Below are 22,748 nucleotides of genomic sequence, written 5' to 3' on the forward strand. Positions count from 1 at the left end.
AGTAAGTTGGCCTTTTATTGAGAATCGTGTACACCGCTGCGCGCAGCAGGAGCAAAAGATGCGCGCGGTTGGACGTGAGGTTGACTGGAAAGCATTGCGGATCGAGGTTCTGGAGACGTTTACTCCCGGGCCGCCGATTAACGAAGTAGCCGAATTCGCTGGCCGAAAGGCAATCATTCAGCGTCTTCAGGACATAGCCATTGAGAAAGCCCGCCACGCCATCATCTTCGGCGAGCGTGGCGTAGGTAAGACCTCGCTGGCAAACATCTTCTACAAAGATCTAAACTCAGCGACCCGCATGGTGCGCGACATCGCTGTTGACGCGGATAGTCTGGATAGTTTCGATAGCATCTGGCGCAAGGTGTTTAGGCGCATCAGATGGCCTGCAGATAACGCCACACTGGACAACTATTATCCCGGGCCAATCGAACCAGATCACGTGTTTTTGGAACTGTCGAAGTTCGGGCAGAATGAGGCACCGATTATCATCATTGATGAATACGACCGTATTAGCGATGAGACTTGCCGCGTCCTTATGACGGACCTCATCAAGGCACTTGCTCGCGCTCCAAATAATCCGACTCTCATCCTCGTTGGGGTGGCTGACAATATCCTTCAGCTGGTGAGGGATCACGGGTCCATTCATCGGAACCTGGTTCAAATTCCGATGGACAGGATGACAAGCGACGAAATTAAGGATGTCATTTCCACGCGAGTTCGCCACCTTAGAATGAAGATTACCGACGACGCCCTTTGGCGTGTCGCGTATTTCTCAGCGGGGCTTCCGTTTTATGCGCATTCGCTAGGCAAGTATTCCGCGTTGCGCGCGGTAGAAGTCGAGAAGTTGCAAATTGACGAAGCCCTGGTTCTGTCGTCGCTTATCGATTGCATCGCTGACGTGGATTACACCATTGCGGAATCCTACACCCGAGCTACGGAGAAGATTTACCGAAAGGGCAACATATTCGCTCAGGTGCTGGCAGCATGCGCGCTCACTGAAAACAACGATCTTGGCCAATTTACCGCCGCAGCTGTCGAGGGACCGCTGAGCGAAATCATGGGAGAGCCATATGAAGTTTCGGCTTTCTCGTTTCACCTTAACCAAATGACCAATCCGGAACGTGGCAGTGTGCTAAGAAAGACCGGGGCTCGCCGAACGTTTCAATATCATTTTGCGGAACCAGCTATGCAGCCATTCATCATCATGAAGAGCCTGGAAGACGGTGTACTTCGGCCGGATGTTTTTGAGCGGTTCTACGTCAAGCGTCAGAAGTCTTTTTCCATCTAGCGCCTCGCTTTTCGGCTGTCCGGTCCAGATGTCCGACGTGCGGCGCAAATCGGCCATGTCGTCTTTGGGGCCACAAGCGGTCTGTCGGCTTTGCGCTGTGGTATGCCGAAAAGCGACATTTCAGGCTGGCTGGATTGGCGTCGAAAGCGGCGCGACCTCTTGTTCCGGCGCCGCCTTGACTTAGTGCAATGGTCGAGAAATCTGGCTGTAGGATTTTCCTCATATTTCTAGAACTTCTGCCCATGCCAGGCGTAAGCTCCGCTTAACAACAACGGCAGTTTTTTCGGCGTTTACAATGTCCGGCCGAAGTCGGACGTTGCCCTCAACAAGAGCATGTCCCCAGCGGTCGGCGGTCGTTAGATCGCCGCCGCGCACGGCAACGGAGGGTTTCCTTAATGAGCAAGAAGCAGATGAAGCTGGGGCTCTCCATGCGGTACATGGGATACCATGTCGGCTCATGGCGGCATCCGGATGTACCGGCTGATGGCGCCTCTCTCTTCCAATCGTTTCTGGAAGTGGCGCAGACAGCCGAACGCGCCAAGTTCGACATGCTGTTCCTGGCGGATGGTATAGGGGTCCGGTTGGACGACAAGCCCAAGGGATCGATGTGCAGATCGCGCCACAACGTGGAACTGGAGCCGTTGACGCTCCTTTCAGCCTTGGGCCCTCTCACCCGCAACATCGGCTTGGTGGCTACGGCGTCGACAACCTACAACGAGCCCTATCATATTGCGCGCAAATACGGCTCGCTCGACCAGATCAGCGGTGGCCGCGCCGCTTGGAATGTGGTGACCTCCTGGTCAGATCAGGAGGCTTGGAACTTCTCGATGAGCAAGCAACTCGATTACGACACTCGCTACGAGCGAGCGCACGAGTTCGTCGAGGTGGTGACCGGTCTCTGGGACAGCTGGGACGAGGACGCGTTTCTTCTCGACAAGGAATCCGGGGTCTTCTACGACGAAAAGAAGATGCATGTCCTCGATCACGTGGGCAAGCATTTCTCCGTGCGCGGACCGTTGAGCGTCCGACGCTCGCCGCAAGGTCGGCCGATCCTGGTCCAGGCTGGCGTATCGGAGCCTGGTCAGCAGATCGCGGCCGAGTATTGCGACATGGTCTTCATGGCCAAGAACGATCTCAAGTCCGCCCAGGACTACTATTCTTCTGTCAAGGACCGGTTGGAACACTTCGGCCGCAAGAGGAGCGATCTCCTCATGATGCTCGGCCTTACACCCATCGTCGGCCGCACCCGCGAGGAAGCACATGAGAAATACGAACAGCTCGAGGCGCTCATCGATCCGATCGTTGGCCTTTCGATGCTCTACCGCTCGTTCGGCGATCTCTCGCATCTGCCGCTGGATGGCCCGGTGCCAAAGCCGGACCTTGACAAGGTCGGTCTCAAGAGCAGCGCTGAGATGTACTACGACCTCGCCCAGAAGCAGGGCCTGACAATACGCCAGCTCTACAAGAAGATCGGCATGGCCCAGGAGCACAAGACCATCGTCGGAACCGCGGCCGACGTCGTCGATGAGATGGAGTCCTGGTTCGAACAGGGTGCCGCCGATGGCTTCAACATAACGCCGAGCCTTCTCCCACACGGCATCAACGACTTTGTCGAACTGGTTCTGCCCGAACTGCGCAAACGCGGCCGTTTCCGCGATGAGTATGAAGGGCGAACCCTTCGCGAGAATCTCGGCCTTCCGGTTCCCGCCAGCCGCTACGCGGCCACGGCTTCCTCCGACAGGCGTCTCGCCAGTTAAGTTTGATCGAACGAGTATCGGATATGCAAACGAACGCCGGTCGAGACACGCTCTTTGCTGAGGACACTGCACGCCAGCCGATCGAGGCGGGCGATCCAGTGAACGATAGCCGTCTCTTTCGCAGATGCCTTGGCCTTTACGGGACGGGCATTGCGATCATCACCACGGAGATAGAGGATCAGCGGGCCGCCGTCACGGTCAACTCCTTCGCTTCCGTGTCGCTCGATCCGCCGCTGGTGCTTTGGTCCATCAGCCGCGCCTCACGCAGCTATCCGCTGTTCACGAACGGCAAGCGCTTTGCCATAAACATACTTGCCTCGACACAGATGAATGTCTCAAGACATTTCTCGAGCAAGGTCGAGGACAAGTTTGCGGATGCCTCATGGTCGACTGGCGAGTTCGGCTCCCCCTTGCTTCACGGTTGTCTGGCACACTTTGAGTGCGAAACCTACTCGCAGGTCGAAGGCGGCGATCATACGATCCTGATCGGTCTTGTGCGCCGCGCCAGTCGCTTCGAGGGGGAGCCGCTGCTTTTTGCCCAGGGCCAGTACAGCGTCGCCTACTCTCACCCGGAGGTTTCGCCATCGCCTGAGGTCGGCGGCTTGACGCCCGAGACTTCCACCGAGGGAACGATCATTCCTCAGATATTCGAAGCGCACCATCTCCTTTCGGCCATTTTCGACGAGCACCGCCATGCCGAGGGTCTCGATATCTCTGTGGCCCGGGTGATTGCCTGCGTGTACGATATGCCGGGCCTGAAGACGGACCAGGTGGCGCGGGCGACTTATCTCGGGCAACGGGACACGGAAGATGCCTTGGCCACGCTCGTCGAGCGTGGGATGCTCGTCAGTTCGGCGGGTGGCCAGTTGATTCTCACCGAAGCCGGGCGGCACCGGCGCGAGGCGATCCGGACGCGTTGGCAGGATTTCCAGAAAGATCAGCTTGAGGGCATACCGGAGGCGGATCTTCGCGCTACGCTGCGAACTCTCTCGAAGCTGATTGCCCAGAACAGACCGGCGAAATGATGGACTGGGACTACATTGTGATAGGGGCCGGATCGGCAGGCTGCGTGCTGGCCAACAGGCTGAGCGTGGACCCAGCTACGAAAGTGCTGTTGCTGGAGGCCGGCGGCAGCGATAAGAGGTTGAACATCATCATGCCCGCGTTGGCGTTCAAGGCGATGGCCGACGAGCGCACCAACTGGAAGTTCATGACCGAGCCGGATCCGACCCGGAACAACCGCCGGGACATGATGCCCCGTGGCAAGGGACTCGGGGGCTCCAGTTCGATCAACGCCATGTTCTATGTCCGCGGTAACCGAGGCGACTACGACCATTGGGCGCAACTGGGGAACCGGGGCTGGTCCTATGACGAAATCCTGCCCTACTTCAGGAAGGTCGAGGGCAACCGGGACGGCGTGACCGATATCTACGGTAAGGACGGCCCGGTCGTCATCAGCGCTGTCCGCAAGCCTCCCAGGCTTGCCTACGTCTTCGTCGAAGCCATGAAGGAACTCGGCTATCCGCACAATCCCGCCTACAACGCCGAACCCACTGACGGCGCGGCCATCATCCATGTCACGCAGCACATGGGGACTCGTTTCAGCGCGGCCAGAGGTTACCTTGACTCGATCAAGAGGCGGCCTAACCTCAGGATCGTAACAGGCGCGGTGGTGCGCAGGGTCGTATTCGACGGACGCCGCGCGGCGGGCGTCGAGTTCGATGCAGGTGGCAAGACGCGGATTGAGCAGTGCGTCGGCGAGGTCCTCCTGTCAGCGAGCGCAGTCAATTCGCCCAAACTCCTGATGCTCTCCGGCATCGGTCCGCAGGAGCAGCTTCGGGAGCACGGCATCGACGTGCTGCACGACAGCCCCGGCGTGGGCCGGAACCTCCAGGAACACGCCAGCACGCAAGTGAAGGCCTACGTCAACGTCAAGACCGCGAACCAGGAGTTCAATCTCCTTGGAAAACTGAAATACGGCGCTCAGTTCCTCCTCGACCGCTCAGGTTACGCCACCTACACCTACACGGGCGTAGGTCTCATCAGGACCAGGCCAGAACTCGAATATCCCGACATCCAGTACCATTTCGGGGCCTTTTCGGCGAACTACACCCATGATGGCATTGAGATGCAGAAGGAGGCCGCGATCAATCTCCAGCCCAACGTCAACAATTCGCGAAGCCGGGGCTATCTCGAATTGCGATCGGCCGACCCATACGAACAGCCCAAGATTCAGCTGAACCTTTTGAGCGACCGCTACGACATCGAGACGTTGATGGCTGGCGGCAGGATAGCCCGCGCCGCGCTGAACTCGAGAGCGTTCGCACCATACGTCACCGGCGAGTTCAAGCCTGGCAAGGATGTGCAAACGGATGATGAGTGGATCGCCTATATGCGCGAGAACGCGAGCGGTAGCTATCATCCGTGCGGCACCTGCAAGATGGGCATCGACCCCATGGCCGTCGTCACACCGGATCTCAAGGTCATCGGCGTGGAAGGTTTGCGCGTCGTCGATTCCTCCATCATCCCGCAGATACCGAGCTGCAATCTCAATGCCATCAGCATGGCGATCGGAGAGAAAGGCGCCGATCTGATCCTTCAGAGACAAGCCGCTTACGCGACGGCATGATTTGACAGGTGATTGGGGCACGGAAGCATGACCGCCGCTCCAGTTTCGAGTGATCTGACAAATGACCAAAGAGCCCGTGTCAAAGACCTTCGTTTTCTACATCGTGCCCGAATTCACCATGCTTGCGTTTGCGTCCGCGATCGAAGCGTTGCGTTTGGCGAATGCGGTCATGGGGGAAGAAGTCTATCGATGGCGGATCGTCACCGTGGACGGTAACCCCGTGCGATCCAGCTGCGGATTGTCGGTTTCACCTGATCGCTCCGTTGCTGCAGAGCGTTCGAGCACCCCAGCGGAGCGGTCGAATATGATCGTGGTCTGCACGGGCTGGCACGTCGAGCATGCGGTGGACAAATCTGTCGCGGGGTGGCTGCGCCAAAGCCGGAATTTCGGCATCCCCGTGGCGGCAATCTGTACAGGTGCCCACATCCTCGCGAATGCTGGAATGTTGGCTGGGAGGCGTTGCACCATCCACTGGGAGAACCTTCCAGCCTTCAGAGAGACGTTTCCGTCTGTCATTGTCGGCAGTGGCCTCATGGAAAGCGACGACAACATCCATACCTGCGTTGGCGGGACGGCCTCCTTCGATATGATGCTCCGCTTTATTGAAAAGGACTGCGGCCGACGGGTGGCGTTGGCGATATGCGAACAGGCAATTGTCGACCGCATAAGGGAGCCGTTTGAACGGCAGCCCAGTCCGTTGAGAACATTGGGCAGCGTTAACCCGCTTGTGCTGTCGGCCGTTCAGTTCATGGAAGACAGTATCGCGGATCAGACGGATATCGCGGCGGTGGCGAGGCACATCAAGCTTTCCCGCAGGCAGATGGAGCGTCTTTTCGCCAGAGAGCTCGCGACATCTCCCTCCCGCTACTTTCTAGAGCTTCGGCTGGATCGAGCACGGCTGATGCTCCTGCAGTCAAGCATGGCCATCATCGACGTGGCCGTAGCATGTGGCTTTGTCTCGGGGTCCCATTTCGCCAAGTGCTACAAAGCATTCCACGGCGTCTCCCCACAGCGGATGCGGACGCAGCGTCCACGAAGTGCCTACGTTCCTTCTCTCGGACGGGCTGGATCGCGCACATCTTTGGGACGGATGGTATGACTGATCACATGTCGGCTGCTTCATTGCCGCGGAGCGCACCGACCTATGTGGCGGCAATAGATCCGCGATGGTCGTTGTCTGCTCGGTTGACGTCGATCGCGCCGTCAACCGCAACCGGCCTGTAACGCACTCGACACACAGCAGAAGAGGAGGCTGGCTCCATGGCAACCATAGTCGGCATCAGCGGCAATTTCAGCCGTCCTTCGAAGACCCGCAGCATGGTGGAGACGATTGTCGACGCGGCCGCCAGAGAGCTGAATTGGGACTCCCGGGTCTTCGATCTGGTGGACGCTGGACCTTCGCTTGGCGCCACCTTCGGCAGGAAACAGGCGCCGCGCGAAATCGAAGAAATTTGGAAGGCTATCGAAACATGTGATGCGCTCGTGGTCGGCTCACCCGTGTACAAGGCATCCTACACAGGGCTGCTCAAGCATCTGTTCGATGTGCTGGACATGAACGCGCTTCGCGGGCGCCCGGTCCTCGTTGCCGCGACCGCCAAGGCGCCGAGCCACGAATTGATGATCGACCACCAGTTTCGACCGCTGTTTGCCTTCTTTCGGGCGAACGTGGTGGCCGGGTCCGTTTATGCCCTGGATCACGATTTCGGGCCGGAGAACGAACCGACTGAAGGACTGCGTCAGCGGATCGAGGCGGCCGTGGGAACGCTTGTCGCCGCGGTGCGCTGAGTTGGAATGCGAGTGCGGCTTGGCTCAACCTTCATGGAGTCCGCCGATCGCCTTGACCTCGAGGAATGCCTCGAAACCGAATTCCCCGCATTCGCGGCCGTTGCCCGACTGCTTGAAGCCTCCGAACGGCGCCGACGCATCCCAGGCCGGATGGTTGATCATCACCTGTCCGGCGCGAAGCATCGAGGCGACGCGTTTGGCCGCGCCGAGATCCTTCGACTGCAGATAAGCGGCGAGGCCATAGGGAGTGTCGTTGGTGATCTCGATCGCCTCATCCACGCTGTCATAGGGGATGAGGCTGACGACCGGGCCGAACATCTCCTCTCGAGCCACGGTCATCTCCTTCGTCACATGGCCGAACACCGTCGGCCTCACGAAATATCCTCGGTTCAGCGACGACGGTCGGCCGGACCCGCCGGTGACGAGGGTTGCACCTTCCCGGACTGCGGATTCGATCAGTGAATTGACGCGCTCGAACTGCCGCTCGTTCATCACGGGCCCGAGCGTCGTGGCCTCATCGTTCACGTCGCCGATGATGACGGATTCGGCCGCCCGTTTCGCCATCCCGATTGCCTTCTCGTGGAGTTGCCGAGGGACGAGCATGCGCGTCGGCGCGGTGCAGGATTGGCCCGCATTGCGGTAGGCGCCAAGGACCCCCTTCGTTACGGCCGGCTCCAGATCGACGTCCGGCATCAGAATGTTGGCGGAGTTTCCGCCGAGTTCCTGATGGATGCGCTTGACGGTATCGGCGGCGTTCTTTGCGACTTGAACGCCCGCACGGGTGGACCCCGTGAATGACACCATGTCGACATCCGGATGGCTCGACATCGCTTCGCCGACCGTGGGACCGTCTCCGTTGATCAGATTGAAGACGCCGGGCGGCACGCCGGCATCGTGGAGCACTTCGGCGAACAGCATAGGGCTGATCGGCGCGTATTCGCTCGGCTTCAGCACGATCGTGCACCCGGTCGCCAGCGCAGGCATGACTTTCGTGACGATCTGGAGCACCGGAAAGTTCCATGGCGTGATGAGGGCGCAGACGCCGACCGGTTCAAACGCCAACAGCGTCCGGCCGGCCAGCCGCTCGAATTCGAAATGTTCGAGAATGCGAATGGTGTCGGCGATGTGCGCCCTCGACCCGGCGATCTGGGCCTGCCGCGCGAATGTGATCGGCGCGCCCATCTCGAGTGTCGTCAGTTGCGCAAACTCCTCGGCACGCTCATCGAACAGCGCAAGCACGCGCCGAAGCATCTCCAGGCGTTCCTCGCGCGACGAGCGACCATAGGTGCTGAAGGCCTTCCGGGCAGCCACGACCGCCGCGTTGACGTCCTCCGCGGTGCCCATCGCAATGCTTCCGGCCGGTTCTTCCGTCGCCGGGTTGATGACGACCCTCTGCCGCCTGTCTCTCGCCGGGACGAAGCGGCCGTCGACGTAGAAATGGTCGAGGTATTTCAAGATGTCTGTGCCTCTTTGATTGCCCCTGCGGCCGGGCCACCAGTGCGGGCCTGCGGGCCGGCATGTCGCGGGACCAGTGCCTTGAAGACGTCCTGCATTTTTATCAACCCAGCCGGAACACCGTCCCTGACGACGACGAAGGTCTTCCTGAGATCGCCCTGCGAACGCGTCATCACCGTTTCAAGGTTGTCGTCCACATCGACCTGCCCCGACGTGCCGGACTCGACAATGACACCCGGCACCATGACAGACTCTGCACGGAGCACGCGTGCGCGATTGATGTCGTTCACGAACTTCTCGATGTAAGCGTCGGCTGGATTGAGGATGATGCTCTGCGGCTCGCCTTGCTGGACGACCACGCCGTCTTTCAGGATTACCAGGTGATCTGCGATCCTGAGCGCTTCGTCCAGGTCGTGGGTGATGAAGACGATGGTCTTGGACAACTCCTCCTGAAGTTCGAGCAGAAGGCTCTGCATGTCGGTCCGCATCAGCGGATCAAGTGCCGAAAACGCCTCGTCCATGAGCATGACATCGGAATTGGACGCCAGCGCTCTCGCGATGCCCACGCGTTGCTGCATGCCGCCCGAGAGCTGGTGCGGATAGTGGTTCTCAAAGCCCTTGAGACCGAGCCGCTCCAGCCATTTGATCGCGTTACTATGGGCATCCGCTGCGCTGTCGCCTCTGACGCGTTGCGCCATCTCGACGTTCTGCAGAACGCGCATATGCGGCATCAGAGCGAAGCTCTGGAACACCATCGACATCCGAAACCGGCGCAGTTCCCGAAGCGCGGCGCCGGTGAGGCCGGCCACATTGATGCCGTCGAGGAGGATTTCGCCGGCGGTAGGCTTGATGAGGCCGTTCAGATGGCGGATCAACGTCGACTTTCCCGAGCCGGAAAGGCCCATGATCACGGTGATGTCGCCGCTGCGTATGTCGACGTTTATGTCCTGAAGCCCGATGACGTGGCCGTGCTTGCCAAGCAGCTCGGTCTTGTCCATCCCGCCGTGCACCTTCGCGATCATGGAGCGCGGATCGGGACCGAATATCTTGTACAGGTTCCGGATGGAAATCTTCGGCTGTTCGGTCAACGGCCTTCTCCCCGCGGCTGGAGTGTACTGTTGACGCGCGACATCGAGGCCTTGCTCACCCTGTCGAAATTGATGGCCAAGAGTACGATGCCGAGGCCAGCAACCAGTCCGACGCCGAGTTCGAGGTTGTTGATGCCGCGCAGGACGAGGACGCCCAGTCCCGGAGCCGAAACCAGAGATGCGATCACGACCATCGAAAGCGCCATCATGATTGTCTGATTGACGCCCGCCATTATGCTCGGAAGCGCCAGCGGCATCTCCACCTTCGCCAGCTTCTGCCAGCGGTCCATGCCAAAGGCATCCGCGGCTTCGCCGACGTTACCGTCGACCATACGGATGCCGAGGTTCGTGAGCCGGATTACCGGAACGATGGCATAAAGGATGATGCGATTCCGTAGAGCTTCGACTCGGTGACCGAGAAGAGGAAGATCAGTGGAATGAGGTAAACGAACGAGGGAAGCGTCTGAAGCATATCGAGGATCGGAAGGCTAACGCTCTCAAGTCGATTGCTCTTGGCCATCATGATGCCGATAGGTATGCCAACAAGGATACAGATGAACGTGCATGTAAAGACGATCGCCATCGTTTGGAGCGCATAATGGAGATGATCGGTTAAACCAAGAAGGAACAGCGTTGCAGCCACCAGAGAAAGGATTGACCATGACCTTGACGCGAAATATACAAGCAACAGGAGACCGATCACCAGCACCCACCAAGGAACGACTTCGACGACCTTGAGCGAGAAATCCAGGAGCCATGATAGCGGTTGCGTCATAGGATCGAGCACCGTCTTCAACGCGACCCGCACGTGGAGGAAGCTGTTCTCGATGCCGGTAGTGAGCTCCCTGGTGCGCGGCACGGCGCGACAGGCGTCATGCAGCGCGTCGAGCGAAGGGAACGGGACGTTCGCCGCAGAGTGCCCGCCCGCATTGGCTTCCTTGCTCTTCTTGAGCAGTTCGGCAATGCTCACCGGCCCTGCGGAATCCGAGGCGTCGCACCACCCACGAAGTCCGAGCTGATTGAATAGTCCGTCGTAAAAAGCCATGAGTGCCTTCCATCTGGCGTCTATTGACGCGCGAAGTCATCTCGAAAACCAACGAAGAACGACAATGGGTCGCGGACATATATGCCCGCGACCCAGAACGTTACTGCACGACGGCGGTGACCTTCGCTTTGGCGTCTTCCGACAGCCAATTCGGCCAAACGTCTTTGTATTTTGTCAGGAAGTGCACGGCGGTTTCGTCGGCGGTGGCCTTATTCTCTTCCTGCCAGGCGAGAAGCTCGTTCATCGTGTCGTTGTTGAAGCTTACCTTGCTCATGAGAGCAACCAGTTCGGGGTTCTTGTCGTGGAAAGCCTTCGACATCGTGGTCATGACCGTGGCCTTGGGCCACCCGGTCTTGCCCGGAGTCGCGCAATCGGCGGTAGCGTTGCATTTGGCTTTGTCCTTATCGACAGGTCCCATGTCGACTTGGACCATCTTGTACTTGCCGAGAACACTGGTCGGAGCCCAGTAATAGCCGAACCAGGGCTCCTTCGCCGCATAGGCCGATGCGATGGATGTCGCGAGCGTCTCAAGAGACCCGTGATTGAAAATCTCGATTCCGTGCTTTTCGAGTTCGAAAGCTTTGACCAGGTTGTCGTTCGAATGGCGGCAGCCCGTGCCGACAGGGCAGTTGTTGAACCGGCCGCCCACAAGCTTCGGGTTTGCCAGGATCCCGTCAAGCGTCTTCAATTCGGGATGGGCCGCCGCGAGATAGTCGGGAATCCACCACGCGTCGATGCCGCCGTCGGTGAGCACATCGCCGACCTTGACGATCTTGCCCTCCTTCTCGAGCTTGTAATAGATATCCGCGACACCGGGCCAGACTTCCGTCAGAATGTCAGGCTGCCCCGTTTCGGCAAGCGAAGTGAGCGCCGGGACCGTCGAGGTCGGCACCTTCTTCACCGTGCAGCCGTAGCCCTGCTCCATCAGGAAGCTCGAAACGGCGGTCACCACGGCGGCCGAAGCCCAGTTCATTTCGGTGATCGTCACCGTGCCACACGCGGCGCTAGCGGGCGATGCGCCCGCCAAAAAGCTCGCGCCGATCATGCCGATTGCTGCAAGAAGAGATTTCATGTCATTCCCCTTTGGCGAAGTTATGCCTGGCCAATCGCGGCGAGCTTGATTGCTGCTGCGTCCTTGCGGCGCGCGATCGGGTCTTTTTTGGCTTATTAAGCAGGAGGCAGATTACGGCCCAGCGGCCAGTTGGCAAGTTGCTTAATTCCTACGCAATGGGTAAGCTGGGCTTTATGCAAAAACTTCGCTACAAGCTGCCGCCGCCCAATCTTCTAATCACCTTCGAGGCTGCTGGACGTCAGCTTAGCTTTACCAAAGCGGCGTCGGAACTGAATGTTTCGCGTGTCGCGGTTAGCCAGCAGATTCATGCCCTGGAGCGATTTCTCGGTGTGCCGCTGTTCGAACGGCTGCAACGCTCGGTCCGGTTGACAAGGACAGGAGAGAGGTATCACAGCGCCATCTCTGAGGTGCTTGAACGAGCGCTGCGCGCGACGCTTGAAATCAGCCGGCGCTCCGACACTAACGTCGTCAATGTTGGCGCTACACCGGGCTTCATGACCTATTGGCTATCGCCGAGACTCGGCGAGTTCAGGGCGATCCACCCCGACATCGAACTGAGGTTTATCGTCTCCGACAGCAACTTGCAGTTTGAGGACAATATGGACCTCGCGATCCGATACGGTTCCCCGCCGTTTGATGACGCCGAGACGACATTCCTGGTTCGGCAAGAGATAAGTCCTACCTGCGCGAATACATTTCTTCCCGCGGGCACGATGCTCGAGCCGTCCGAACTTCTGACCTATCCGCTCATTCACCTGGAAGGTCCATATGATGAACATACCAGATGGTCGACCTGGCTACGTGTTCACGGACTTGATCTGGCAAGAGCGAAGGCCGGAATAACCGTGAATTCCTATACGAACCTGGTTCAGGCCGCGCTCGAAGGTCAGGGATTTGCCTTGATCGGCCCGCCGCTGGTTCAGAGATTCCTCTCGAACGGGACGCTCATTCAACCCGTCAACGCCAGGCCCGTCGTCCGTCATGCTTTCCACCTCCTACTTCCCCGGCTATCAATCCCGTCCGCTGCCGCCCAGGCCTTCGCGGATTGGATCAAAGGTTCCTTCCCCGCGAAGAAGGCAGGCATTGAGGGGACGATTGAATTGGAGTGAGCGTAACGGCCCGTCGGAGACGGCATCGCTCAAATTTGTATCGGCAGTTCCATAAACGACAATCAATGTGGGCGGCCGTATCCTAAGAGGTCGCGCTTTCTTGGCCGCCGGTCGCCCGCGATCCCCTTCTACTTCGTAAGGTGGGGCCTCAGCGGCCCGGCGTAGTCAACAAAATCAAATGGATGCGCGGAGGTTTGCCACCCGAGGTTTGGCTAACCGGAGGGGAAAATAGAAAAATAGGCGCTAAACCATTGATAAATAACGATAATGGCGGTCCCGGAAGGGTCATCGTTTTCCACTGGAAATCAATACGTTAGTGGGTGGTTAGCCAACCCATTCCCTTCACATTTTCTCGTATGATCTGGCGAACCTCAGAAAAAGGAGGAGAACTAGCTTTCCGTGCGAGCGGGGTCTCTATCTCGTCCACATGTCACCAAACAAAGGGTCGACGAACTCATGTTGACCACAAAGGGTACAAGGGCGGCTGATTTGGGGCCGAGACCAGCCTGTCTGTTGTTGGCATCTGATCGTAAGAAACTGCCGTTCTGCCAGACGATAAAACGCTTTTGACTGGGCATCATTGGCGCATTAGCGCGCTCTCTACAGGAAGCGGCCCTTCCAACGAGTGCGCGTGGAGGCCAATCCGCCAGGAAGATACGGCAGGTGCAAGTGACGCTAATATCCTCATTCTCGACGAGTCCTCACGGACGGACGCGAATGACGGTCTTTCCCGCCCGCCTCTCAGTCGAATTGAACGTGGCGACAGCATCATCCAGGCTCGAGACCTTGCCAATGTTCGTGCGCAGCCGCCCGTCCCGAACTCGCTGAATTATCTCGGATAATTGAGTGCGATCCGCCTCGACGACGAAGTCGATTGTCAGGCCATCTGCTGGCCTCACTTGGGTAGGCCCAACGACGGTCACGAGCGTTCCTCCGGCCCGGATCAGCGCTGCGGAACGCTTCTGAACATCGCCACCGATGACGTCGAACACCAGATCGACGCGGCCGACGTCTTCCAGGGTATCGTTCCCGAGGTCGACGAATTCATTTGCACCGAAGTCGAGAGCCTTCTGGCGGTCGGCGGCGCGTCCGGTGCCGATGACATAGGCTCCCGCTTCCCGCGCAAGCTGCGTCACAGCCGAACCGACGGCACCGGCCGCGCCATGCGCAAGCACGGTCTGCCCTGCCAGAACTCGGCCATGCTGAAACAGGCCCTGCCACGCGGTCAGGCCCGAGATTGGCAGACTCGCGCCCACCGTGAAGTCGACGTCGCCCGGCAGCAGCGCGAGATTGCGTGCCTCCATGGCGACGTACTCGGCAAGTGTGCCGTCACGATGCCAGTCCGACAGGCCGAACACCCGCTGTCCGATTGACAGCCCCGTGGTACCGTAGCCAAGCGCGGTGACCACACCGGCCAATTCATGACCGAGGATCGACGGCGTCCGGTCACGGAAGGCCCGATCGGCCCAGGTCGAGGGCCACTCCAATTCGGTGTTGACGAATCCCGCCGCGTGAACCTGAACGACGACGTCGTTTATCGCTGCCTGTGGTTCGGGCCGCTCCACCAGTGTCATGCCGGCCGTTCCCGCAGCTTGGTCCGTTACAACGATTGCTTTCATGGGAATTGTCTCCTCAGTGATTTGTTGGTTCGAGGTAAATTGCAGGCGTGGAAGGTCTTTTCGATCTCTCACGCAGGTTGGCTATAGGTTCCACGCCTTCTGTTCCTCGTCGCGGCGAGCCTCAAGGTATTCCAGGGCGGGCAAGCCGATGGGACGCACTGATGCTCCCTCTTTGCTGTCGGTGAGGCGCAGGCAACTGCCCTCGATATCGACTTCGCCCCAATGCAGACCGATGACTTCGCTACGAAGACGGCCGATATGAACGTCAACGGTGCACTTCTCGAGATGAAAGTCGCCATCCCAGAAGCTGGCCCGCGAGAAAATACGCGGTCGGGTGACATCATGAGGAATTCTAGCAAGCGGTATTCCCTCGGTCCTACATGCACAAGAATCCTTTGTCGAAACACCCTGTGCTCCTGTCGATCCAGCAGCAAGTCTTCGACCGCCAGGGAATTCGACAGAACTGCCGGTCTCGCGCGACGGAGCAAACCTTTGACCCTGGCCAGGAGTTCCGACATCGAGAAGGGCTTGACCATTTAGTCATCGGCCCCGGTCGAGAGACCATGGGCTATATCGCCCCGCGCCGTCAGCATCATGATCGGTAACCGAGAGGGTCTCCGGTAGGTCCCTCAAACGCCGGCAAGCCGAAGGAACACCGCGTTGACTAGCCGATAACCTGCTAAAAACGCTGGATTTATTGAAAACGCACGAGCATATTATGGGTAGGGCGCGCAGTGATTGAAAATACTTGTGCGCGCTATCTTATTTGCGTGCTGCGCCGTTTCTTTCTTCGTCGTTCGTGGCGCTGGCAATGCTCTGATCCCTCGAGAAGGGTGTGTCATTGGTTTTAAGTTTTTGAGACCGGCGGCGGGCCTAACGTTTGTCCGCTCGCCGATTAGGGAGGAAGACAATGGCCGAAGAATCACGTTCCCAATCAAGGCGAAGATTTCTGAAGACGAGTGGACTTGTCGCTGGGCTAACGGCGACGGCGGTTACCGCTCCCTGGGTTCGAAGGGCCGGAGCCGCTGACACAATCACCTGGAAAATTCAAACCTCGTGGCCGGCTGGTGTCGGACTTGAAACTTTCCAGAACTGGTGTGGCACCATCAAGGAAAAGACCGGAGGACAACTCGAATTTCAGCCGTTCAAGGCGAAGGACATCGTTGGCGACTTTGAACTCCTCGACGGGGTGAAGAACGGTGTCCTGGAAGCGATGAACTCGTTTTCACTTTACTGGGCCGGAAAGCTTCCCGCCGCAGCGTTCCTGTCCTCTTACACGATGGGGCTACGCTATCCGCACGAATGGGACATCTTTTTCTATTCAAAAGGTGGTCTGCAGGCCGCGCGCGACCTTTATGCGAAACAAGGTCTTTACTACGTCAACCGCATTCATCACGGCCCGAACATCATCCACTCAAAGACACCGATCCGCTCGATCGAGGATTTCAAGGACCTGAAACTGCGCGTACCGGGCGGGATGATCGCAGAGACATTCGCGAAAGCCGGCGCCAAGACGACGCTGCTGCCGGGCGGCGAGGTGTTCTCAGCGCTGGAGAAAGGCACGATCGATGCCGCCGACTACACGGGCCCGGCGGTAAACTGGGCGCTCGGCTTCCAGCAGGTGACCAAATATATTTCCATGGGGCCGCCTGGACTGATGTCGGTGTATCAGCCCGTCGACCTGATGGATTTCGCCGTCAACATGAATGTCTGGAACCAACTCCCGGACAATCTCAAGAAGTTCGTGGAAGACGAGATCCAGGTCTATTCGAACATCCATTTCGGCGCGATCCAGAAGGCCGACATGGAGACTTGGCACAAATTCACCGACGCGGGCATCGAAATCAACCGGCTTGGCGCAGAAGATCTCCAAAAGTTCCAGGAAATCGCGGTGCCGATCTGGTTCGAGTGGGCCAACAAGGACAAGGACGCGGCGCGCATCTTCAAGCTGCAGCTTGAGGTGATGGAGAACCCGACTGTCGGTTACGTAACGCCGGACATGTATCAGGGATTGTCGATCAACCTCTGAGGCTCTCCGCGCCCGTCCTGTCCGGGCGGGCGCACTCTCCTTCAAGAGGCGGTCGCCGATGCCCTCACTCACATTTGTGCTGCCGCACTGGCTCTACTGGTCGAGCCTCGTGCTTTTTCCGCTTGCCGCGGTCTTCTTCGTCTATCGCGAGCGGGCTCGACGCGACGCCGGCCGAGCCAACCTGTTCCTCGCCTATTTCTTCCTGGTCACTGCCGGTTTTCTCGGCATGCACCGTTTCTACCTGAAGAGCCGCTGGGGGTTCTTGTTCATCCCGTTCTTCGTCGCTGTGCTCTGGACCAGTGCCCAGGTGCGGGATGGACGCGAAGCATTGTCTCTGGCTCGGTCCCAAGCCGAGCATGCCGAAAGGGTCCTGACGCAAACCAGGGCGGATGTCACGTCCGGCAAGAGCGGTGCCGCTGGTCGCCTTGCGAAGGCCGAAGCGGATGCGGCAACGGCACGCAGCGATAACGCTGCCGCCCTTGGTGGGCTCTCCCACTGGAACAGCCTTGCCCGAATTGCCGGAATTCTCCTCGGCCTCGTTCTCGCGGGCGACATCTTTCTCATGCCGGGCCTGGTTCGCCGCGCTCGCGAACGCGAGGTTCAACCGGCCCCAACCGACACCCATCCGCTGGTGACCGACGTGCCCGCCACGCCGGTTAAAGCTCCGCTCGCCGTCTTCCGGCCCGTCGACCGGCTGGTCAAGGTGACGGGTGAGTTGGTCGCCTACTGGTCGGTCCTCGCGGTCATCGCCTATTATTACGAGGTCGTGGCCCGTTACGTTTTCAATTCGCCGACGAACTGGGTGCATGAGAGCATGTTTCTCATGTTTGGCATCCAGTACATGCTGGCAGGAGCCTATGCTTATCGCGACGAAACCCATGTTCGGGTGGACATCCTCTACAGCCACCTCTCCGAACGCGGTCGGGCTATCTGCGACATCATCACCTCGGCCTTCTTCTTCCTGTTCACGGGGACCATGCTCGTCACAGGCTGGCGTTTTGCCAGTGACGCAGTGGCGGTTGGCGAACGCTCATTCACCGAATGGGGCATTCAATACTGGCCGGTAAAGCTTGCGATCCCCATTGGGGCGGCCCTCCTGTTGCTTCAGGGTCTGTCGCGGCTGATGCGAGATATCGCCACTGCGTTCGGAAGGACCGGCTGAGCGATGGGTCTCGAGCTTCCGATCCTTTGGCTTAGCATATTGATGTTCGGTGGTCTGGGCGTGCTTTTGCTGCTCGGATTGCCGATGGCCTTTTGCACCGGCAGCCTTGCCGTGCTTTTCCTGTTTCTGTTCGGCAATTCGGCCATGCTGAACATGCTGCCGTCTCGGGTCTTCCCGTTCATGACGGATTATCAGCTCTCGGCGGTGCCGCTTTTCATCTTCATGGCCGCGATTCTCGAGAAGGCGGGCATCATCGAGGAATTGTTCGACGTCGTCTACAAATGGCTGGGCGGGCTGAAGGGGGGACTCGCCTCGGCCACGGTGGTCTCTTGCACACTGTTGGCCGCCATGGTTGGCGTGGTCGGGGCGACCGAAGTGACGATGGGCATGATCGCGTTGCCCGCCATGCTGCGCCGCAACTACGACGCCAAGCTCGCCTGCGGCTCGCTTCTTGCAGGCGGGACACTCGGCATCCTCATACCCCCTTCCGTCATGGCGATCGTCTATGCCGTCGTCGCGCAGCAGTCGCTGGGCGAGCTTTTGATCGGGTCGGTGTTTCCCGGGCTGCTGCTGTCCGGGATGTACGTCGCTTACGTGACGGCGCGCTGTTACATCAACCCCAAGCTCGGGCCGGCGTTGCCGCCGAACGAACGCATCGCATTCGCCGCAAAACTCAAGCTTTTGCGCCGCACGTTCATGCCGATATTGCTGATCCTGCTTGTGCTCGGGGTCATCTTCATGGGCATTGCCACACCGGTCGAAGCTGCAGGCATCGGCACGTTCGGTGCCTTCATCGTCTGTGCCGCGCATCGGCGCCTCACCTGGGACACGATCCGGGAAGCCGGCATCGCGACGCTCAAGGCAACGGCGATGGTCATGTGGATATTCTTCGGCGCCACCATGTTCGTCGGCTTCTTCATCCTGAAGGGTGGGCAGAACTTCGTCGCCGAATCCATACTCGGAACAGGCTTGGCGCCTTACGGCGTTCTTGTTCTGATGATGATCATCCTGTTCGTCCTCGGCATGTTTCTGGACTGGGTGGGCATCCTCCTTCTGACGGTACCGATCTTCCTGCCCATTTTAAAAACGCTTCAATTCAGCGGCACTTTCGGGCTAGCCGGCGTAGCTCCTGGAGATGTGCCGCTTTGGTATGGCGTCATTTTCATGGTCAACATGCAGATGGCGTTCCTGAGCCCACCCTTCGGCTATTCGCTGTTTTATCTGAAGAGTGTTGCACCGCCGGAGATATCGATGGCGACGATCTTCCGATCCGCGGTCCCCTTCTTGTGCCTGCAGGCGATCGGAGTGGGACTGTGTATCGTGTTTCCCTCGATCGTCGTCTGGCTGCCGAAGGTCATGTACGGAGGCAATTGACCATATTTGCGGCCTTTTTCATCGGAGGCCGCGGATCAATCGAATTTGATAGCTTTTCGCTTGAACGGTGTCACCTTTTTTGCCTTCCTTTGCGCGCCGTCATGAGATCGCTTCTTGAAACAATCCTGGCCGTGAGTGCGGGTGTGGCGCTCTCGACCGCTCTTGGTTATCTCGCCTATGCCGCGCCGGGCTACGCAGTGCCTTTCGTGGACTGGCTTACCAGTCCACTCCATTTCAGCACGTTCCTTTGGGCCGTTCTTGGGGCTCTGTTCGGGCTCAGCGCTTTGCAGTTCCGGCGCGGCCGCCTCACCGGTCGCAACGCTGGGCAAAAGACGAGCAAGGCTGATGACGGCCAGAGGCTGACCGGGGACACCTCAGGGAGCGGCGCCGGCCGGCAAGCCAGTCCCCTTTCGGCGCCTCTGCAGCCAGAAAACTAGGCCGAACAGCAAAAGCGCCGGAGGTAGGAACCAATAGCGTGACGGACGGCTGTTCGGCACCATGGTCCCGGTGATCTCGTCGCCGGGCTGCAGGCCGAACTTCGCCGCCTGGCTGCCGAGCCGCACGATGCCGACCGTCATGCTATCGCCGCGCGCGCTCACAGACAGTCCAGCGCCCTCCAATCGCTCTGCGGCATTCTTGCCTTGGGCGAGATTGAAAGCCTGACCAGCTTCTCGATCTCGTCGCCATTGATGTTGAACGTCTTCAACTTGAGTCGAACCGCCTGCCCCGCAGGCGTGGCGTCGACCGTCTGGTTCAACTGCGACACGGGCTTTGCGACAAAAGGCTCATCGACCAGATCGAGCCGATAGCCCGGCCGGAACAGCGTGAAGCAGATGAGCAACAGCGCTATCGGCTCGTACCACCGGTTGCGAACCAGGAACCAGTTCTGCGTCACCGCCACGAAGGCCTCACCGGAGCCATCAGCGTCGCGACGACGACATAGCTGGCCGTAGTCGGCATGGCGAAGCTGACGCCGCTCCACCACGGGGTAATTCACGGCTGAAGGTCCTCGAACTGCCAGTCCGCGATCGCCCAAAGGGCTGCCGGGCAGCAGCACGCCGAATGCCCGGCTGTAGAGCTCAGGTTCGTCAGGTGGCAAAAGTAGTCGGCACCGCCGGTCGCGGTTGCCCCCAGAAGGGGCTTTGGCAATCGAGCCTATTCGTTTGTTGTTAGGGCAGAGATCTGATCGGTGTCGTAGCGGTTCCGCAGGTCGGCAAGCGCCTTCGGATCCGGAGCGCCGCGCGCGGCCAGCCTGGCAAGTTCTTCGAAATAGTGCTCATGCCCGGGCGGAGAGACAGTCATCAGCACATGCGCCGGCTTTTCGGCAACATTGGTTATGTTGTGCTGCACGCCCGGCGGAATGAACAGGTAGGTACCAGGGGTCGCATGGATCGTCTTTTCGCCGACGTGCCAGACGCATTCGCCCTCAAGCACGTAGAAGGTTTCCTCCTGCACGCGATGAACATGGAGGCCGGTGGCGAACCCGGGCGGGATCGTCCAGTCGAACGTGCTCGTGTACTTCGTGTCTTTGCCGGTGACGAGAAAGACCAGCGGATGACCGCGCAACATAACACCCTTGTTCTCGTCAGGCATGCGTATGATTGGGGCGGCGCTCATTTGATCCTCCATCGGCTCGGATGCTGCTTTCCGCAGACACCTGCACAGAATGCCCCCGCCATGCCTGGCAGTCGTGAAGCCGTTCCGAAATGATTGCGAAAAAATCGCAAACGGTATCTCCTTCGGAAATGGCAACTAGCCTCGTCTTTGGCCCATTTCGCCTTGACACCGGTGCCGGGATTCTATTCCACGGCGCCGAGCCGACACCGCTCGGTCAGCGAGCCGTCGCACTGCTTGCCCTGCTTGTGGAGCGGACGGGCAAGCTTGTTTCCAAGGAGGCGCTGATCGAGGCGGCATGGCCCGGGCAAGCCATCGAGGACAGCAACTTGACGGTCCAGATTGCTGCGGTGCGCCGGGTTCTCGAAAACCTTGCCGGCGGCGCATGCTGGATAGAGACGCGGCCCCGACATGGCTATCGCTATGTCGGGCCGGCCGCCGCAGTCGATGGTCTTGATCCGGCAGCCGAGGTCCTGGCCAAGCCAACGCCGATATTGCCCGGCAAGGCTTCGATCGCGGTTTTGCCGTTCTCGAACCTTAGCGGCGATCCTGACCAGGATTATTTCGCCGACGGCATAGTCGACGACATCATCACCGGTCTGGCGCGCATCAACTGGCTGCTCGTCATCGCGCGCAATTCGACCTTCACCTACAAGGGTCGCGCGGTGGACGTGAAGCAGGTCGGCCGCGAGCTTGGCGTGCGCTATGTGCTCGAAGGTAGCGTGCGCAGAGCCGGCGGCCGCGTGCGCGTTACCGGACAGATGATCGATGCATCGACCGGCGCCCACGTATGGGCCGAGCGGTTTGACCGCAGCTCCGGCGATATCTTCGCTCTGCAGGATGAGATTGCCCTGTCGGCTGTCGGTGCAATCGCGCCGAGCCTGCGGCGTGCCGAAATCGACAGGGTGAAGCGCAATCGGCCCGACAGTCTCGATGCCTACGATCTGGTGCTGCGGGCTCAATCGGACGTGGATTCCGGGATGCCCGAGAGGGTTATGAAAGCGCTCGTGCTGCTGGAACGTGCCATCGAACTCGATCCGGCCTATGCGCTGGCGCACGGCAATGCCGCGATGTGCCACCATTGCCTCTTTCTTCGCGCCGGCCTGCAGGAAGCCAACCGTGCCGCCTCGATACGCCATGCCCGCTCCGCCATCCTCCACGGACAGGATGATGCCTCGGCACTGACCTTTGCGGGGTTTTCTATCGGCATGGATGGACACGACCGCAAGGCCGCCTTCACCGCACTGGAAGCTGCGCTCGCCATCAGTCCGTCATCCGCCCTGACCTACATACTGGGAAGCGTCATTCTCGGCTGGAGCGGAGAAGCGGAGCGGGCCATCGAGTGGAGCGAGCGGGGGATGCGGCTCAGCCCATTCGACCCGTGGACTTTTGCCGCATTCGATGCGCAGGCGATGAGTCATCTGCTGCGCGGCCGTTACGATGAAGCCTGCCGCGCCGCCTACAGGTCCGTTCACGCCAATCCCGCGCACAGCATCACCTATGTGCAATTGGCCGCCGCCCTGGCCAAGCTCGGCCGGCTGGAAGAAGCGAGGGCGGCCGCGGTGCGGGTCCGGGAGCTGCATCCAACGTTCCGCTACGGGCGGCAGTTGGCGGCCGTCAACTGCGACCCTGCGCTCGCGCAATGCCTTGGCGATGCGCTGCATGTTGCCGGGCTGCCGGAGTAGCGCACGCAAGAGATTGACGCGGCACAAAGGCTTGGTA

At 59.5% G+C, this 22,748-nt stretch carries 20 protein-coding genes and 2 pseudogenes; 11 read left to right on the forward strand and 11 right to left on the reverse strand.

Features of this window, described 5'->3' with window-relative positions; genetic code table 11:
• Nucleotides 1-58 precede the first annotated feature (58 nt).
• From RFN28_RS24610 to RFN28_RS24635, 6 genes are all read left to right on the forward strand, one after another.
• The gene (locus RFN28_RS24610) at nt 59-1,288 is read left to right on the forward strand and encodes an ATP-binding protein (protein ID WP_320289775.1); all 1,230 of its coding nucleotides are present in this window, start codon (nt 59-61) and stop codon (nt 1,286-1,288) included.
• Nucleotides 1,289-1,683: 395 nt separating this feature from the next.
• On the forward strand, nt 1,684-3,045 hold the full coding sequence (locus RFN28_RS24615; protein WP_320289776.1) for an LLM class flavin-dependent oxidoreductase: 1,362 nt from the start codon (nt 1,684-1,686) through the stop codon (nt 3,043-3,045).
• A gap of 23 nt (nt 3,046-3,068) precedes the next feature.
• Nucleotides 3,069-4,070 (forward strand): flavin reductase, encoded by a 1,002-nt coding sequence (locus RFN28_RS24620; protein WP_320289777.1) that lies wholly within the window; start codon nt 3,069-3,071, stop codon nt 4,068-4,070.
• On the forward strand, nt 4,070-5,674 hold the full coding sequence (locus RFN28_RS24625; protein WP_320289778.1) for a GMC family oxidoreductase: 1,605 nt from the start codon (nt 4,070-4,072) through the stop codon (nt 5,672-5,674). The genes RFN28_RS24620 and RFN28_RS24625 overlap by 1 nt, the downstream gene beginning before the upstream one ends.
• A gap of 61 nt (nt 5,675-5,735) precedes the next feature.
• Nucleotides 5,736-6,773: a GlxA family transcriptional regulator gene (locus RFN28_RS24630; RefSeq protein WP_320289779.1), complete on the forward strand. Its 1,038-nt coding sequence runs from the start codon at nt 5,736-5,738 to the stop codon at nt 6,771-6,773.
• Between the two features lie 161 nt (nt 6,774-6,934).
• Nucleotides 6,935-7,459 (forward strand): NAD(P)H-dependent oxidoreductase, encoded by a 525-nt coding sequence (locus RFN28_RS24635; protein WP_320289780.1) that lies wholly within the window; start codon nt 6,935-6,937, stop codon nt 7,457-7,459.
• A 24-nt stretch (nt 7,460-7,483) separates the two neighbouring features.
• Here the strand turns inward: RFN28_RS24635 and RFN28_RS24640 are convergent, their stop codons facing one another.
• From RFN28_RS24640 to RFN28_RS24660, 5 genes are all read right to left on the reverse strand, one after another.
• Complete coding sequence (locus RFN28_RS24640) at nt 7,484-8,914, reverse strand: aldehyde dehydrogenase family protein (protein ID WP_320289781.1); 1,431 nt, start codon at nt 8,912-8,914, stop codon at nt 7,484-7,486.
• Nucleotides 8,911-10,002, reverse strand: coding sequence for an ATP-binding cassette domain-containing protein (locus tag RFN28_RS24645; protein ID WP_320289782.1), 1,092 nt, complete (start codon nt 10,000-10,002; stop codon nt 8,911-8,913). Before RFN28_RS24645 ends, RFN28_RS24640 begins: the two co-directional genes overlap by 4 nt.
• The gene (locus tag RFN28_RS24650; protein ID WP_320289783.1) at nt 9,999-10,334 is read right to left on the reverse strand and encodes an ABC transporter permease subunit; all 336 of its coding nucleotides are present in this window, start codon (nt 10,332-10,334) and stop codon (nt 9,999-10,001) included. The genes RFN28_RS24645 and RFN28_RS24650 overlap by 4 nt, the downstream gene beginning before the upstream one ends.
• A 26-nt stretch (nt 10,335-10,360) precedes the next feature.
• On the reverse strand, nt 10,361-11,047 hold the full coding sequence (locus tag RFN28_RS24655; protein ID WP_320289784.1) for an ABC transporter permease subunit: 687 nt from the start codon (nt 11,045-11,047) through the stop codon (nt 10,361-10,363).
• A 100-nt stretch (nt 11,048-11,147) separates the two neighbouring features.
• Complete coding sequence (locus RFN28_RS24660) at nt 11,148-12,119, reverse strand: ABC transporter substrate-binding protein (protein WP_320289785.1); 972 nt, start codon at nt 12,117-12,119, stop codon at nt 11,148-11,150.
• Between RFN28_RS24660 and RFN28_RS24665 the strand changes: the two genes are divergently transcribed.
• Nucleotides 12,098-13,228, forward strand: a complete 1,131-nt coding sequence (locus RFN28_RS24665) for a LysR substrate-binding domain-containing protein (RefSeq protein WP_320289786.1) — start codon at nt 12,098-12,100, stop codon at nt 13,226-13,228. The two genes, RFN28_RS24660 and RFN28_RS24665, sit on opposite strands and share 22 nt — an antisense overlap.
• Before the next feature lie 701 nt (nt 13,229-13,929).
• Here RFN28_RS24665 and RFN28_RS24670 read toward each other — a convergent pair.
• The 3 genes and pseudogenes from RFN28_RS24670 to RFN28_RS24680 form a co-directional block, all read right to left on the reverse strand.
• Entirely contained in the window at nt 13,930-14,847 is a 918-nt protein-coding gene (locus tag RFN28_RS24670) for an NADP-dependent oxidoreductase (RefSeq protein WP_320289787.1), read from the reverse strand.
• A gap of 111 nt (nt 14,848-14,958) precedes the next feature.
• Nucleotides 14,959-15,102, reverse strand: a pseudogene (locus RFN28_RS24675) (integrase); the annotation flags it as partial.
• Nucleotides 15,082-15,489, reverse strand: a pseudogene (locus tag RFN28_RS24680) (winged helix-turn-helix domain-containing protein); the annotation flags it as partial. The pseudogenes RFN28_RS24680 and RFN28_RS24675, both read right to left, overlap by 21 nt.
• A 268-nt stretch (nt 15,490-15,757) precedes the next feature.
• Between RFN28_RS24680 and dctP the strand changes: the two are divergent.
• Genes dctP through RFN28_RS24695 form a run of 3 tightly spaced genes read left to right on the forward strand, consistent with a single transcriptional unit; the run spans nt 15,758 to nt 19,412 of the window.
• Nucleotides 15,758-16,876 (forward strand): TRAP transporter substrate-binding protein DctP, encoded by a 1,119-nt coding sequence (gene dctP, locus RFN28_RS24685; protein ID WP_320289788.1) that lies wholly within the window; start codon nt 15,758-15,760, stop codon nt 16,874-16,876.
• A gap of 58 nt (nt 16,877-16,934) precedes the next feature.
• Entirely contained in the window at nt 16,935-18,038 is a 1,104-nt protein-coding gene (locus tag RFN28_RS24690) for a TRAP transporter small permease subunit (protein WP_320289789.1), read from the forward strand.
• A 42-nt stretch (nt 18,039-18,080) separates the two neighbouring features.
• Nucleotides 18,081-19,412 (forward strand): TRAP transporter large permease, encoded by a 1,332-nt coding sequence (locus tag RFN28_RS24695; RefSeq protein WP_320289802.1) that lies wholly within the window; start codon nt 18,081-18,083, stop codon nt 19,410-19,412.
• A gap of 374 nt (nt 19,413-19,786) precedes the next feature.
• On the opposite strand, the gene RFN28_RS24700 is transcribed toward RFN28_RS24695, so the two are convergent.
• The 3 genes from RFN28_RS24700 to RFN28_RS24710 all read right to left on the reverse strand — a co-directional run bounded on the left by RFN28_RS24700 (nt 19,787) and on the right by RFN28_RS24710 (nt 21,029).
• Nucleotides 19,787-20,011: a DUF3394 domain-containing protein gene (locus tag RFN28_RS24700; RefSeq protein WP_320289790.1), complete on the reverse strand. Its 225-nt coding sequence runs from the start codon at nt 20,009-20,011 to the stop codon at nt 19,787-19,789.
• Nucleotides 20,008-20,469: a DUF3394 domain-containing protein gene (locus tag RFN28_RS24705; RefSeq protein ID WP_320289791.1), complete on the reverse strand. Its 462-nt coding sequence runs from the start codon at nt 20,467-20,469 to the stop codon at nt 20,008-20,010. The genes RFN28_RS24700 and RFN28_RS24705 overlap by 4 nt, the downstream gene beginning before the upstream one ends.
• A gap of 98 nt (nt 20,470-20,567) precedes the next feature.
• The gene (locus tag RFN28_RS24710; protein WP_320289792.1) at nt 20,568-21,029 is read right to left on the reverse strand and encodes a cupin domain-containing protein; all 462 of its coding nucleotides are present in this window, start codon (nt 21,027-21,029) and stop codon (nt 20,568-20,570) included.
• A 128-nt stretch (nt 21,030-21,157) separates the two neighbouring features.
• Here RFN28_RS24710 and RFN28_RS24715 point away from each other — a divergent pair, with 128 nt between their 5' ends.
• On the forward strand, nt 21,158-22,711 hold the full coding sequence (locus RFN28_RS24715; protein ID WP_320289793.1) for a winged helix-turn-helix domain-containing protein: 1,554 nt from the start codon (nt 21,158-21,160) through the stop codon (nt 22,709-22,711).
• The last annotated feature ends 37 nt before the right edge of the window (nt 22,712-22,748 follow it).

The sequence above is a fragment of the Mesorhizobium album genome (assembly GCF_033977205.1).
In the GTDB taxonomy this organism is placed as follows: domain Bacteria; phylum Pseudomonadota; class Alphaproteobacteria; order Rhizobiales; family Rhizobiaceae; genus Mesorhizobium; species Mesorhizobium album.